8 protein-coding genes are annotated in these 13630 nt (G+C 44.0%); all 8 read left to right on the top strand.

Features of this window, described 5'->3' with window-relative positions:
- Nucleotides 1–13 precede the first annotated feature (13 nt).
- The 8 genes from secD to BMW61_RS07400 all read left to right on the top strand — a co-directional run bounded on the left by secD (nt 14) and on the right by BMW61_RS07400 (nt 13623).
- Complete coding sequence (gene secD, locus BMW61_RS07435; RefSeq protein WP_091820697.1) at nt 14–2293, top strand: protein translocase subunit SecD; 2280 nt, start codon at nt 14–16, stop codon at nt 2291–2293.
- A gap of 275 nt (nt 2294–2568) precedes the next feature.
- Nucleotides 2569–4353, top strand: a complete 1785-nt coding sequence (recJ, locus tag BMW61_RS07430; protein ID WP_091820696.1) for a single-stranded-DNA-specific exonuclease RecJ — start codon at nt 2569–2571, stop codon at nt 4351–4353.
- A 175-nt stretch (nt 4354–4528) separates the two neighbouring features.
- Complete coding sequence (locus BMW61_RS07425) at nt 4529–6025, top strand: UDP-N-acetylmuramoyl-L-alanyl-D-glutamate--2,6-diaminopimelate ligase (protein WP_091820695.1); 1497 nt, start codon at nt 4529–4531, stop codon at nt 6023–6025.
- Nucleotides 6025–8289, top strand: coding sequence for a replication restart helicase PriA (priA, locus tag BMW61_RS07420; RefSeq protein WP_091820693.1), 2265 nt, complete (start codon nt 6025–6027; stop codon nt 8287–8289). Before BMW61_RS07425 ends, priA begins: the two co-directional genes overlap by 1 nt.
- A 151-nt stretch (nt 8290–8440) precedes the next feature.
- Nucleotides 8441–8929, top strand: a complete 489-nt coding sequence (gene def, locus BMW61_RS07415; protein WP_022762628.1) for a peptide deformylase — start codon at nt 8441–8443, stop codon at nt 8927–8929.
- A gap of 181 nt (nt 8930–9110) precedes the next feature.
- Entirely contained in the window at nt 9111–11165 is a 2055-nt protein-coding gene (locus BMW61_RS07410; protein ID WP_175475126.1) for a methyl-accepting chemotaxis protein, read from the top strand.
- Nucleotides 11166–11275: 110 nt separating this feature from the next.
- Complete coding sequence (locus BMW61_RS07405; protein ID WP_091820690.1) at nt 11276–12424, top strand: GGDEF domain-containing protein; 1149 nt, start codon at nt 11276–11278, stop codon at nt 12422–12424.
- Nucleotides 12421–13623: a pyridoxal-dependent decarboxylase gene (locus tag BMW61_RS07400; RefSeq protein WP_091820689.1), complete on the top strand. Its 1203-nt coding sequence runs from the start codon at nt 12421–12423 to the stop codon at nt 13621–13623. Before BMW61_RS07405 ends, BMW61_RS07400 begins: the two co-directional genes overlap by 4 nt.
- Nucleotides 13624–13630 lie beyond the last annotated feature (7 nt).

Raw genomic sequence — 13630 nt, 5'->3', positions numbered from 1 at the left:
GGAGGGTTAAGAAATGAAAAGAGTAAAATCAGTAATCGCTTTGCTGGTAGCGCTGTTGCTACTTGGCGGACTTGGCTATACTTCATATTATGGCCTTGGAAGCGATAAGTCAGGTTCACTTAAGAGTATCAATCTCGGACTTGACCTGGCTGGTGGTGTCAGCATTACCTATGAAGTTGTAGGCGACGGAACACCCAGTGCCGAAGACATGTCAGATACTATATACAAGCTCCAGCAGCGTGTAGATCAGTACAGTACAGAGTCACAGGTTTATCAGGAGGGTTCCAACCGAATCAATATCGAGATTCCCGGTGTTACAGATGCCAACAAGATTCTTGAGGATCTAGGTCAGCCCGGTAATCTGTACTTTATTGCACAGACTGACAGCCAGGGTAATGAGAACTACACATACAATTCAGGTTTCACTGTAGATGAGGATGGCAACTACGTTCTTTCAGGCGATGGTGAGATCGGATACGTACTTAACAAGACTATCGAGGAACTCGAGGCTGAAGGTTCAATCGTCCTTAAGGGTGAGGATGTTGCGCAGGCTGAGGCAGGATATCAGAATTCCGGTACAGCCAACACTCAGGAAGTAGTTGTTTCTCTTGAGTTTACAGAGGCCGGAAGACAGGCATTCGCTGAGGCTACCAAAAAGGCTTATGCTAACGGCGAGTCAATCGGTATCTACTATGACGGTGAGTTCATTTCAGTTCCTACCGTTCAGGCAGAAATTACAGACGGAAGAGCTATCATCACTGGTGAGAAGACTTTCGAGGATGCTGCAAATCTTGCATCCATGATCCGTATCGGTGGACTTAAGCTTCAGCTTAACGAACTTCGTTCCAACGTAGTAGGAGCTCAGCTTGGTTCAAATGCTATTCATACAAGTATGATCGCTGCAATCGTAGGTTTCTGCGCAATCATCTTATTCATGATTGTTCTGTATAAACTGCTCGGTGTAGCTGCAAGTATTGCACTTATGTTCTACTGCGGACTGGAGATTCTTCTTCTTTCTGCATTTGAGATTACACTTACCCTTCCGGGTATCGCAGGTATCATCCTTTCAGTAGGTATGGCCGTTGATGCTAACGTGCTTGTATTTGCACGTATCAGAGAGGAAATTGCAGGTGGTAAGGATGTAAAGGGAGCTATCAAGGTCGGCTACAGCAAGGCTCTTTCAGCTATCCTTGACGGTAACATCACAACCCTTATTGCGGCAGCAATTCTCGGACTTCGCGGAACAGGTACTGTTAAGGGATTTGCTTCCACACTTGCACTTGGTATTGTTGTTTCAATGTTCACAGCTCTCTTTGTTACAAGAGCTATTACAAATATCTTCTACGGCCTTGGCTTTGAGGATAAGAAGTGGTATGGACAGGCAAAAGAACTCAAGCTTTTCGATTTCACTACAAAGAGAAAGATGTTCTACGGTATTTCTGCAGCAATCATCATTCTTGGATTTGTATTCATGGGTGTAAATGCAGGACGCGGACAGGGCGCATTTAACTACAGCCTTGACTTCGTAGGTGGTACATCCACAAGCGTAACCTTTAACGAGGCATGGACAACAGAGAAGCTTGACAGCGAGGTTGTTCCGAAGATCAAGGAGCTTACAGGTGTTGATTCCGTTCAGGTTCAGACTGTTGCAGGTTCCAACCAGGTTATCTTCAAGACTGTAACACTTACAGTAGATCAGAGAGAAGCAGTTGATGATATGTTCAAGACAGATTACTCTGTTCCTGCAGAGAATATCGCTGCTGAGAGTATCAGTTCCACAATCAGTAATGAGATGCGTACTGATGCGACAGTTGCTTTGATCATCGCACTTGTACTTATGCTTGCATATATCTGGATCAGATTCAGAGATATCAAGTTCGGTGCAGCAGCAATCATTGCCCTTGCGCATGATGCACTTATCGTAATTACATGTTATGCACTTACAAGAATTCAGGTCGGTGGTACTTTCATCGCTGCAGTTCTTACAATTATCGGTTATTCAATCAACGATACTATCGTTACATTCGACCGTATCAGAGAGAACCATATTTTCATGAATCGTCAGGATCAGCTCGAGGAGCTTGTTAACAAGAGTGTAAGCCAGACAATTACACGAAGCTTGTTTACATCCATCACAACTTTCATCATGGTTCTTTCACTTGCTATTTTCGGTGTGCCGGATATCCGCTTCTTCGCACTGCCTCTTATGGTCGGTGTAGTAGCCGGAACATATTCATCAATCTTTATCGCATCACCGATATGGCTTGATCTTAAGAAATTCAAAAAGAACTAATAAAGAGGGCTGCCGCAGATAGCTACGGCAGCCCGTTTTATTTCAAGAGGAAATGGCTCGGGGATGACGGGGCTAAGTGTCTGCCCCTGGTGTGATTTGGCAATATATATATTACCTAATCACCCGTGGCGCAGACACTTAGCCCTCGTCATCCCGGCGATCCATTTTATTTTGAAGGTTTTTCTGACTATATGTAGCTATCTGCGGCAGTATCAAGGTGAGCAGTAGTATAATGGTTTGAGGAATAGTAATAACAAGGTTATATAGAGGAATTTATGGCAAAGTGGGTTGAAATTAGAAAAGGTGCGGATTTTAATAAGATTGCACAGGAGAATGGGATTTCTCCGATAACGGCGAGATTATTGAAGAACAGGGATATTGTTGAAACTGCAGATATTGAGATGTATCTGAATGGTGATGAGAGTAAGCTTCATGATCCGCATCTTTTGAAAGATATAGATAAAGCGGCAGAGATTATGGCTGAGCAAATTCAGGCCGGGGATTCCATAAGGGTAATTGGAGATTATGATGTAGATGGCATATGCTCATCATATATTCTGATATCCGGAATAAAGCTCTGCGGCGGAGATGTGGATGCAAGGCTTCCGCACAGAATAGAGGATGGATACGGTCTTAGTGTAGGGCTTGTTGATAAGGCTTATGAGGAAGGCAAGAGGACTATCATCACCTGTGATAACGGAATAGCAGCCATAGAGCAGATTGCGCATGCAAAAGAGCTGGGAATGACTGTCATAGTCACTGATCACCATGAGGTTAGTTACTCAGAGGAGAATAGGGATGAGATGATTCTGCCTCCGGCTGATGCAGTGGTTGATCCGAAGAGACTAGATGATGAATATCCGTATCCTGAGATTTGCGGAGCAATGGTGGCATACAAATTCATTCAGGTGCTTACAGAGAAGATGGAAATGCCACAGGATGAAAGACTAAGTCATTTCTTTGATGAGATGTCAATCTTTGCAGGCTGGGCTACAGTATGTGATGTTATGCCCCTTAAAGATGAAAACAGAATAATTGTAAAGAAGTCATTTAAGTGCATTCCACAAACTGATAATATTGGGCTCCGTGCGCTTCTTCGTGCTACCGATATAGATCCTTACCGGGTTAGCTGTTATATATACGGCTTTGTCATCGGACCGTGTCTTAATGCAACGGGTAGACTTGATTCAGCTATGAGAGGCCTTGAGCTTCTGACGGAGACTAATTCAAATGCAGCTGCTGAGATAGCGCTGGAATTAAATGAACTCAACGACAGTCGTAAGGATATGACCGCAGAGGGCAAGGACGAGGCGATGGAAATCATCTCCGGTTATGGAGAGAATCTTCCGGATGTGCTTGTTATCTATATGCCTGAGCTCCATGAATCACTTGCGGGAATTATTGCCGGAAGAGTGAAAGAGGAAGTGAATCACCCTGTATTTGTACTTACCGATACAGGTGATGACCTGGTAAAGGGATCAGGCCGCTCAATTGAGGGGTATCATATGTTTGAGGCCCTTAGTGAATGCAGGAACCTCCTTACGAAGTACGGCGGACACAAGATGGCAGCCGGATTCTCCCTAAAAAAGGAAAATGTGGAGGCCTTCAGGGAAGCGCTTAACGATAACAGTAAGCTCACAGAAGATGACTTTGAAGAGGTACTTCGCCTTGATATGGTACTTCCGCTACAGTATCTGTCCATGGGATTGTTAAAGGAGATAGATAAGCTTGCTCCTTTCGGACAGGGAAACCCTGAGCCGCTTTTTGCTTCGCGGGATGTAGAGCTTGTCAGAGGCCGTGTAATAGGTAAGAACGCCAATACTGTGAAGATGTCAGTCAGGGATGAAAAGGGCAATTTCTATGATATGATGGTTTTTGGAAGTATCTTTGACAGATGGAATGAGTTCCTTGATATGAATTTCGGAAAAGAACAGCGGGAAAATTTATATAAAGGTGCGAATCATGATAAAATGATTATTAAGATTGCATATCAGGCTAAAATTAATGAATACAGAGGCGAGGAAAGCATTCAGATCGTTTTGAAAGATTTTATCCCATAAACCACAAAACACACGCTAAAAGCGTGTGTCTGCGGTTTCTTATGAGGGGGAGATAGTTAGTTCATCAACTATCTTGTCTATAATATACAGTTAAATTGTGAACTGATTGTGTTCAAAACCTTAAGAAAAACAGTAGAAAAGTTTATGATTTTATTAAGAAACGAGGAGAGAAGCTATGAAACTGGAGAATCTGCTTAAAAATCTGTCTTATGAAGCTTATGTAGGGGGAAGCAAAGAAAAGGCGGATGTTTCATCTGTGGAGATCACTGAGGTAGTAAAGGATAATCGTAAGATCACGGAAGGATGCCTTTTCATATGTATCGAAGGCATGAACTTCGATGGTCACAGCGCTGCGACTGAAGCATCAGAGAAAGGTGCGGCAGCTATTGTTGTTCAGAAAGATGTTGAACTTCCTGAAAACTCATCGACCGTGGTGGTCAAAGTGGAAAGTACCAGATATGCCATGGCATTTATTTCAGCTGAGTGGTTTGGAAATCCTGCACAGAGTCTTAAGACTGTGGGAATCACAGGAACAAAGGGGAAGACTACAACAACTTATCTTATTAGAAATATGCTTGAAAACGCAGGTCACAAGTGTGGACTTATCGGTACCATAGAGGTAATCATCGGAGATGAGCATATTCATGCTGAAAATACCACACCTGAATCCTATGAGCTTCAGGAATATATGAGAAGAATGGTGGATGCAGGATGTGACACGGTTGTCATGGAGGTATCCTCCCAGGGACTTATGCTTCACAGAAGCCAGGGATTCATTTATGACATTGGTGTCTTTACTAATATTGAGCCTGATCATATTGGTCCGGGGGAGCATAAGGACTTCGAGGACTACATGCACTGTAAAGGACTTCTTTTCAAGCAGTGTAAGGTGGGAATTGCCAATGCGGACGATCCCAGAATGACGGAAGTTACAGAAGGCCACACCTGTGAGCTTACAACCTACGGCTTTGCCGGAGATGCAGACCTTCGTGCTATAAACCTTGCTTATCTTCATAAGCCCGGTGAACTTGGGGTTATGTTTGATACCACAGGTATAATTGAGATGCATGCACAGGTTCCCACACCGGGAAGATTCAGTGTATACAATGCACTTTGCGCTATTGATGTAGCTAAGCACCTTGGCTGTGACGAGGAGCAGATAGCGGCAGCATTAAAGAAAGCTCATGTAAAGGGCAGAATCGAGATGGTCAAGGTATCAGAGGAGTTTACTCTCATGATTGACTATGCGCACAACGCTATGGCACTTAAGAGTCTCCTTAGTACTCTCAGAGATTATCATCCGACTCGTCTTATCAGTGTGTTTGGATGTGGCGGAAACCGCTCAAAGCTCAGAAGATTTGAGATGGGTGAGGTCAGCGGAAAGCTAGCCGACTTTACTATCATAACTTCGGATAATCCGAGATTTGAGGATCCCATGGACATCATGAACGATATCGAGACCGGTATGAAGAAGACTGACGGTGAGTACATCAAGATTGCCGACAGAAAAGAGGCCATCCGCTATGCTATAGAGCACGGCGAGCAGGGTGACATCATTGTGCTTGCAGGGAAAGGACATGAGGACTATCAGGAGATCAAGGGCGTTAAGTACCCCATGGATGAGAGAGTCCTTATCAAAGAGATTTTAGAGGAGATGCAGGAAAAAGCCTGATGGAAAGAGGGAGTTTATCATTTGCCAACATAATAATCGATATCTCCCATGAAAAGGTGGACAGACCTTTTCAGTACAAAATTCCGGACAGACTTCTTGGCAAAATTGAGATAGGCTGTTGCGTCAGCGTACCCTTTGGACGGGGAAACACTAAAAGACAGGGATACGTCATAGGAATAACCGATGTTCCAGAGTTTGATCCCGAAAAGACCAAGGAAATTCTTGATATTGAAGAGGGTGAGATGTCCGCGGAGGGCATAATGATTGCGCTGGCAGCCTGGATGAGGAAAACCTACGGCTCAACCATGATAAATGCTCTTCGGACTGTCATCCCGGTGAGGAAGAAGTCCAAGGCCCTTGTAAAGCGTTATGTAAGACTTGCCATGAGCGAAGCGGAGTCTCGGGATTTTTACGAAAACTGCGTCAAAAAGCATCAGGTGGCAAGAGCGCGCTTATTGGAAGCACTACTGGAGGATACCGGGGAGCGGATTCCCTATGAACTTGTGACAGGGAAGCTTAATGTTTCAGCGGCTGTGATAAGAGCTCTTTCCGAAAAGGGCGTCATAGCTACGGATAGCGAGGAATATTACAGAAATCCTGTGGGAGAAGTCAATCCGGCGAAGAAGGATATTACTCTCAGTCAGGAGCAGCAGGAGATTGTAGATACAGTCATTTCGAACTACGACAAGGGCATCAGGGAGACCTGCCTGATTCACGGCATCACCGGAAGCGGCAAGACGGAAGTCTACATCAAAATGATAGATGAGATAATTGCCAGGGGGAAACAGGCCATTGTGCTGATTCCCGAGATTGCGCTTACTTATCAGACTCTCATGAGGTTCTACAGACATTTTGGCGAGAGAGTTTCGGTGATGAATTCCACATTGTCACCCGGAGAAAAATACGATCAGGCAAAAAGAGCCGCAGAAGGAGACATAGATATTATTATCGGTCCCAGATCAGCTCTTTTTACACCTTTTCCCAATGTGGGACTAATAATCATAGATGAGGAGCATGAATCCACCTACAAGAGCGAGACTATGCCTAAGTACCACGCAAGGGAGACAGCTATAGAGCTTGCAAAGCTTGTGCCGGGAGGAGCAGATGTAATCCTGGGCTCAGCCACGCCTTCACTTGAGACCTATTACAGGGCGAAAAAAGGTGAATACCGGTTATTTGAGCTTAACAGAAGGCTAACGGGTGGAACACTGCCGGATGTCGAGATTGCAGATTTACGAGAAGAACTTAGAAGTGGAAACCGCTCAATCTTTAGCAGAAGCCTTCAGGAAAGACTGCAGGAGACTCTCGATAATGGGCATCAGGCAATGCTTTTTATAAACAGAAGGGGACTTGCGGGCTTTGTGTCCTGCAGATCCTGCGGCTATGTTTTCAAGTGCCCGCACTGCGATGTCTCGATGTCGGAGCACAGAGGCGGTATGCTGATGTGCCACTACTGTGGCCACACTCAGCCGATTCAGAAGATTTGTCCGGAATGCGGATCCAAGTACGTGTCAGCCTTCAGGGCAGGAACCCAGCAGATTGAGAAGGAAGTGCTTAAGTTTTTCCCGAAGGCCAGAGTTCTTCGGATGGATGCTGATACCACGAGAACAAAGGGCAGTTATGAAAAGATTCTGTCGGCCTTTGCCGCAGAAGAGGCAGATGTTCTAGTTGGTACGCAGATGATTGTTAAGGGGCACGATTTTCCTAATGTAACACTTGTTGGAATTCTCGCGGCGGATATGTCGCTTAATGCCTCTGATTACAGAGCGGGAGAGCGTACATTCCAGCTTCTTACGCAGGCAGCGGGGAGAGCGGGAAGAGGAAAAGTCCCGGGGAATGTTGTGATACAGTCGTATCAGCCGGATAACTATGCCATTGTCAGCGCATCGAAGCAGGACTATAAAGCCTTTTACGAGGAGGAGATTTCCTACAGAGAATTACTCAGATACCCTCCGGCAGCTCATATGCTTGCAATTCAGCTATGGGCTAAGGATGAGGATTTCGGAAAAGAGAAAGCAAATCAGCTTCGCGCCTTCATTGACAGGATGCGGATACAGAATGCAATAATAATCGGTCCCGCGCCGGCGACAATCGGCAAAATAAACGATATCTATCGCATGGTTATATACGTTAAGCATGAGGATTTCGACAGACTTACATTGATTAAGGACACCTTGGAGGAAGCCCTTTCAGAGTGGGAGAAGCTCGGATATTTAAGAAATCTCCAGGTTCAGTTCGACTTCGACCCCATGAATTTCATGTGATTACGATACTAAAAGCGAAAGAATCACATAAAGCATTGAAATATAATGCCGTTTATCATACACTTTATATTTGTAATAAAGCCTTCCCCTATGGGGAAGGTGGCGCGTAGCGCCGGATGAGGGGAAATAAAATAAACAGAAAGGCTAAATTATGGCACTTAGAGAGATCAGAGAATACGGTGATGATGTACTTGCGCGTCCCTGCAAGGAAGTAAAAGAGGTTACTCCCAGGATTCGCGAGCTTATTGAGGATATGTTTGAGACAATGTATGATGCTAACGGCGTGGGACTTGCAGCGCCTCAGGTTGGTATCCTGAAGAGAATTGTAGTAATTGACTGTTCTCCGGAGGGAGAAGAGCCGCATCTTCTTATCAACCCTGTAATACTTGAAACCAGCGGCGAGCAGACAGGATACGAGGGATGCTTATCACTTCCCGGAAAATCCGGAGTTGTTACACGTCCCAATTATGTTAAGGTAAAGGCTTTTGATATAGACATGAAGCCCTTCGAACTGGAGGGAACAGAGCTCCTTGCAAGAGCAATCTGCCATGAGCTTGATCATCTTGACGGACATATGTACGTTGAGAAGGTTGAGGGAGAACTCGTAAATAACGAGGACCTCCAGCAACCGGAAGAATAATTATACTTCGCCTTCCCCTTGGGGGAAGGCGTTTTTTATGCCAATTTTCCCTAAATATAAAAGTATTCTAAACCCTCTAACATTTCTATAAAATCCATTTTAATTGATGTAATTCCGTATACAAATATAATATGTGATCCACATTATATTTTGGATGTTTTCTTAGATGGAGGTTTTGAAAATGGCAGAGGATACTAATGTAAAGGGTAGTAAAAACGGAGCTAATCCTTCAAGACATAAGGTTAAGAAGAGCATTAGCAAAACTCTTTTGATGAGTCTTTTGCCGATTATCATCATCGGAGTTGTTGCGATTATAATGGCGCTGAGTATTAACGCCAAGAATACGATCACCGAGATGGCTTTGATGGATATTCAGGCTGAGACCAGAGCTAATGCAAATGAACTTGGCACCAAATTCAGAATGCTGACCGCGAAGTTTGGTGAATACTGCGACACCCTTGAGCAGGTGGAATTTGCTGACCACGATGCAATGCTTAAGTACATCGAACCGTCGGCAAGCTACAGCGCAGTTAAGAATTCAGGTATCTATATTGGATTTTCGGATGATACCTATATATTTGCAGATCATTCCGAAGTTGATGATGATTGGAAACCTACACAGCGTGACTGGTATCAGGCCGGTCTTGGAAACGAGACATTCGTTGAAACCGAGCCCTATCTGGATACGATTACAGGAGACCTTTGTGTTACCTTTGTAAGGCAGAATGATTTTTATAACGGTGAATTCGGCGTTGCCGGTGTGGATGTTTACCTTAACGATTTGCAGGACATTGTAAATGACTTAAAGCCTCTGAAAGTCGGAGGTTCAATGATACTTGATGGTGATTACATCATCACTTTCTTCGATCCGTCCCTTGTTGGTACCAAGGTTTCGGAATCGGGGAACAACTACCTCAATACGCTGAAGAAACATATTGAGAGCGGATCCGATGAGGTCATAACAATACAGCAGGATGGCTCTTCGGCCAAGATGTATATTGCAACCTATCCTATTCAGGGAACAAACTGGACGCTCATTTCTTCTGTCAGCGTAAGTGATGTTGAAGCAACAGCTAACAGATTCATGACCATAGCAATAATTGCAATGATCGTTCTTATTATCATCATAGCTGCTGTAATTCTTTTCACAATTAACAGAGTAATCACAAAGCCTGTAAAAGGACTTTCTGAGAGCATTATAAAGATTTCAGGTGGTGACTTCACAACCAAGATGCCTGCAGATAAGGGCGATGAGATTGGCCTTATCAGTAAGGAGATGGACAATTACGTTCAGATTATGAATAACACCATCAATTCGATTCAGTCCAAGGCAGAGCAGCTTAAGGCAGACTCTACTTCGTCAAGAGATGCATCCGGAAAAATGTCAGAGGGTGCGAGCGAGCAGTCGATTTCCATGGGACAGATTCAGACCACCATGGACGATATTTCTAATGCGGTTGGAGAGCTTGCAAACAATGCAACACAGCTTGCAGGTGCGGTTGCTGATCTTACCGATAGCGGAAACAGAGCAAATGAGATCATGCTTGAACTTGTGGATCAGGCCGATGTCGGTCAGCACGATATGAACACCGTTCAGCAGAATATGGAGACTATCACAACATCCATGAGTGAGATGAATGATGTTGTTACAACGGTCGGTGAATCAGCTGATAAGATTACCGAAATCGTTGAGATGATCGACTCCATTTCACAGCAGACCAACCTCCTTTCGCTTAATGCAAGTATTGAGGCAGCTCGTGCGGGTGAAGCAGGAAAAGGCTTTGCGGTTGTTGCAGATGAGATCGGAAAACTGGCGCAGAATTCACAGGATGCGACTAAGGAGATCAGCGACATCATAAGCGAGATAACTCAGCTTATACGTAACCTTGCAGAAAAATCGCAGGCTAACATGGATGCCATCAATGAAAACAGCGAAGCGGTTTCAAAGGCAGGCGACAGCTTTAACAAGATCTATGATGAGCTTAATTCCACAGCAGCAACTATGAAGGAAATGATCGGAATGATGGGCGATGTAAACGACATTGCTTCCAGCGTGGCTGCTATTTCCGAGGAACAGTCGGCAAGCTCCGAGGAGGTTACCGCAACAGTAACTACCCTCGCTCAGAGCGCTCAGGATATTGCAAACGAATCCAAGGGTGTTGAAAGTGTTGCCAACTCCGTATCCGACTCCGCGGTATCGATTAACGACGAACTCAGCAAGTTCAAGATTCAGTAAAGAGTTCCCTTGGGGATCATAGCCATAAGCAAAAAAGATGTCTTCGGACATCTTTTTTGTTTATAGTTTCTTAATTTGCACACTGCTAACAGTAGATTTACAATCGAATTATGGATAATAATAATCAAAATCTGAATAGCAGCCGGGTATACAACGATATAACCGAAGATGGTGATTACTTTACTCAAAAGCAGTATATGATGATAGCCATTTCGTTTCTGATTACTCACGTTTTCTTTGAAGGTTTTTACATTTGGCTATCCTGTACTCCGATGATTTATCTTAACATCGTAAGCATGCTTGTTTATGTAGTCAGCATATTTATTATTCGAAGCGGCAATACCCTGCGTTCTGTCTGGTTCATGGCATTGGAGGTCTATTTTCATATAATCCTTGCCACTGTTTTTGTTGGGATAAAATCTGGTTTTCAGCTATGGTTATTTGGCACTTTTGCCAGCATATTCCTGCCATATTTCATGCCTTATATGTCTTCAAAACAAAGACGACAGATTGGAAATTTCAGCATTATCATCGTATTAACTTTTTTGATGCTTCATGTCTGTGCGGATCTGAAAATGTTTCCTACAACTTATAATCCGGATGAAAGAATGGCGAGAGTTTTGTATTGTATAAATGCTTTGATAGGCTTTGGTGCAATTACGCTGTATACCGCCGTATACAATCAGAGCATGGCTCATAAAAATGAAGAACTAAGACGCCTTGCGGATTACGATTTTTTGACAGAAATTTACAACAGACAGAGAGTACAGCGAATCCTTGATAAGGAATTGCAGAGGAAAAATGAGACGGATGAAAACGATCTTTTCGTAGCGATTCTGGATGTCGATTTTTTTAAGAATATCAATGATACCTACGGACATATCGCCGGTGATAACGTGCTAAAACAGCTGGCAGGAATCTTTAAGAAAAATTCAAGCAAAGGCTTTATCTACGGAAGATGGGGTGGTGAGGAGTTTTTGCTTATAGCACCGGAAGACATTTCTTATGAAGAATTTGGGAGTCTCCTGGAGGACATAAGAAGCCAGGTAGAGGAGACCTCATTCCATGAAGATGGCAGAGACCTGAAGATTACTGTTTCTATCGGAGCGGCTGCTTATAGGGATGGGATGACTGCGGAGGAACTGGTAAATCTGGCTGATGAGAGATTATATATTGCAAAAGAAGGCGGCCGAAACAAGGTTGTTGTCAATAGCCGGGAAGTTGAAAGTAAAGTAAGGATACAGGAGGGAGAACGATGACAAACAGTGAAAACAATAACGTATTAAACAATGCAGAAAATGAAGATCCGTGTGTTGCTCGATTGGATGAATATGCCGGTACTCTGTTTGCAAAGAAAAACAGAGCCTTTGGATACCCGATAAATCATAAGAGCCGTCTGGTGCAGTTTTATAAATGGCTTTCCGGAAGCGGACTCAATCTAGCAATGGCGAATAATGCGGGAGATCCGTTCAATATTCATGACGGATTACTCAATACTCTTGTATTCGAGAGAGAAGTAATTGAAATGATGGGACCGCTGTATGGCTTTGATCTCGGAGATACTTGGGGAATTGTCACTTTCAGTGGAACCGACGGTAACAATCACGGAATATACTTTGGTACGAATTATATTGTGAAAAAGACGAAGCAAAGACCTATTCTGTATGTTTCGGATGCTGCTCACTATTCAAGCATGCGCCTTGCCAATCTTCAGAATCTTGAACTGAAGCTTATTCCGTCGGATATTCATGGCTGCATGATTCCCGAGGAATTTGAAAAGGCGTTGGTACCTGATAAGCCTGCGCTTGTGGTGTTTGCTATGGGCACAACCTTTAAGGGCGGAGTGGATGACCAGGCAGCTATAAATGCGATTCTTGCAAAGCATCCGGAAATACCTGTGTATCGCCATGTGGATGCGGCGCTTTTTGGCGGATACCTACCTTACACACGTTTCAAGGATGTCGTAAACCGCAATGTACAGCCGTTTGATTCTATAGCAATAAGCGGACATAAATTCTTTGGAATAGACGAACCCGCCGGAGTTTTCCTGACATCAATGGAAGTTAAGAATAATCAGATTCCGTTTGAGATAAGCTATCTGAATGCCAGCATGCCGATGATAAATTGCTCTCGTTCCGCAATGTCTCCGCTTAAGCTTTGGTGGATATTAAAGCATACGACAAAGGAAGACTTCACCGAGCAGTCGGAGGGAATGCTGGAAAGAGCGCAGTGGCTTAAAGGTGCGCTTGACGAGATAGGATGGCCGGCATGGCTTGAGCCTATGTCCAACACGGTATATTTCAAGCGGCCGGTAGAAGAAATTGCAGATAGATATGGACTTGCTCCCGACCACGATGACAGGCTGGGAGGCGATCTTTCTCATATCGTAGTTATGCAGCATGTAACTAAAGACAGACTTCAGGTATTTGTAGATGCAGTTAAAGATTCTATAGGGTGAAAAACAA

Source organism: Butyrivibrio sp. ob235 (assembly GCF_900109475.1).
In the GTDB taxonomy this organism is placed as follows: domain Bacteria; phylum Bacillota; class Clostridia; order Lachnospirales; family Lachnospiraceae; genus Butyrivibrio.
Note: the sequence above shows the minus strand (reverse complement) of the source record. Positions and strands in the feature narration are given on the sequence as shown.

What these genes read in the sequence shown, in the direction of transcription:
- BMW61_RS07425 (WP_091820695.1), top strand. Translation starts at nt 4,529, where the DNA reads ATGAAACTGGAGAATCTGCTTAAAAATCTGTCTTATGAAGCTTATGTA.
- def (WP_022762628.1), top strand. Translation starts at nt 8,441, where the DNA reads ATGGCACTTAGAGAGATCAGAGAATACGGTGATGATGTACTTGCGCGT.
- recJ (WP_091820696.1), top strand. Translation starts at nt 2,569, where the DNA reads ATGGCAAAGTGGGTTGAAATTAGAAAAGGTGCGGATTTTAATAAGATT.
- secD (WP_091820697.1), top strand. Translation starts at nt 14, where the DNA reads ATGAAAAGAGTAAAATCAGTAATCGCTTTGCTGGTAGCGCTGTTGCTA.
- priA (WP_091820693.1), top strand. Translation starts at nt 6,025, where the DNA reads ATGGAAAGAGGGAGTTTATCATTTGCCAACATAATAATCGATATCTCC.
- BMW61_RS07410 (WP_175475126.1), top strand. Translation starts at nt 9,111, where the DNA reads ATGGCAGAGGATACTAATGTAAAGGGTAGTAAAAACGGAGCTAATCCT.
- BMW61_RS07405 (WP_091820690.1), top strand. Translation starts at nt 11,276, where the DNA reads ATGGATAATAATAATCAAAATCTGAATAGCAGCCGGGTATACAACGAT.
- BMW61_RS07400 (WP_091820689.1), top strand. Translation starts at nt 12,421, where the DNA reads ATGACAAACAGTGAAAACAATAACGTATTAAACAATGCAGAAAATGAA.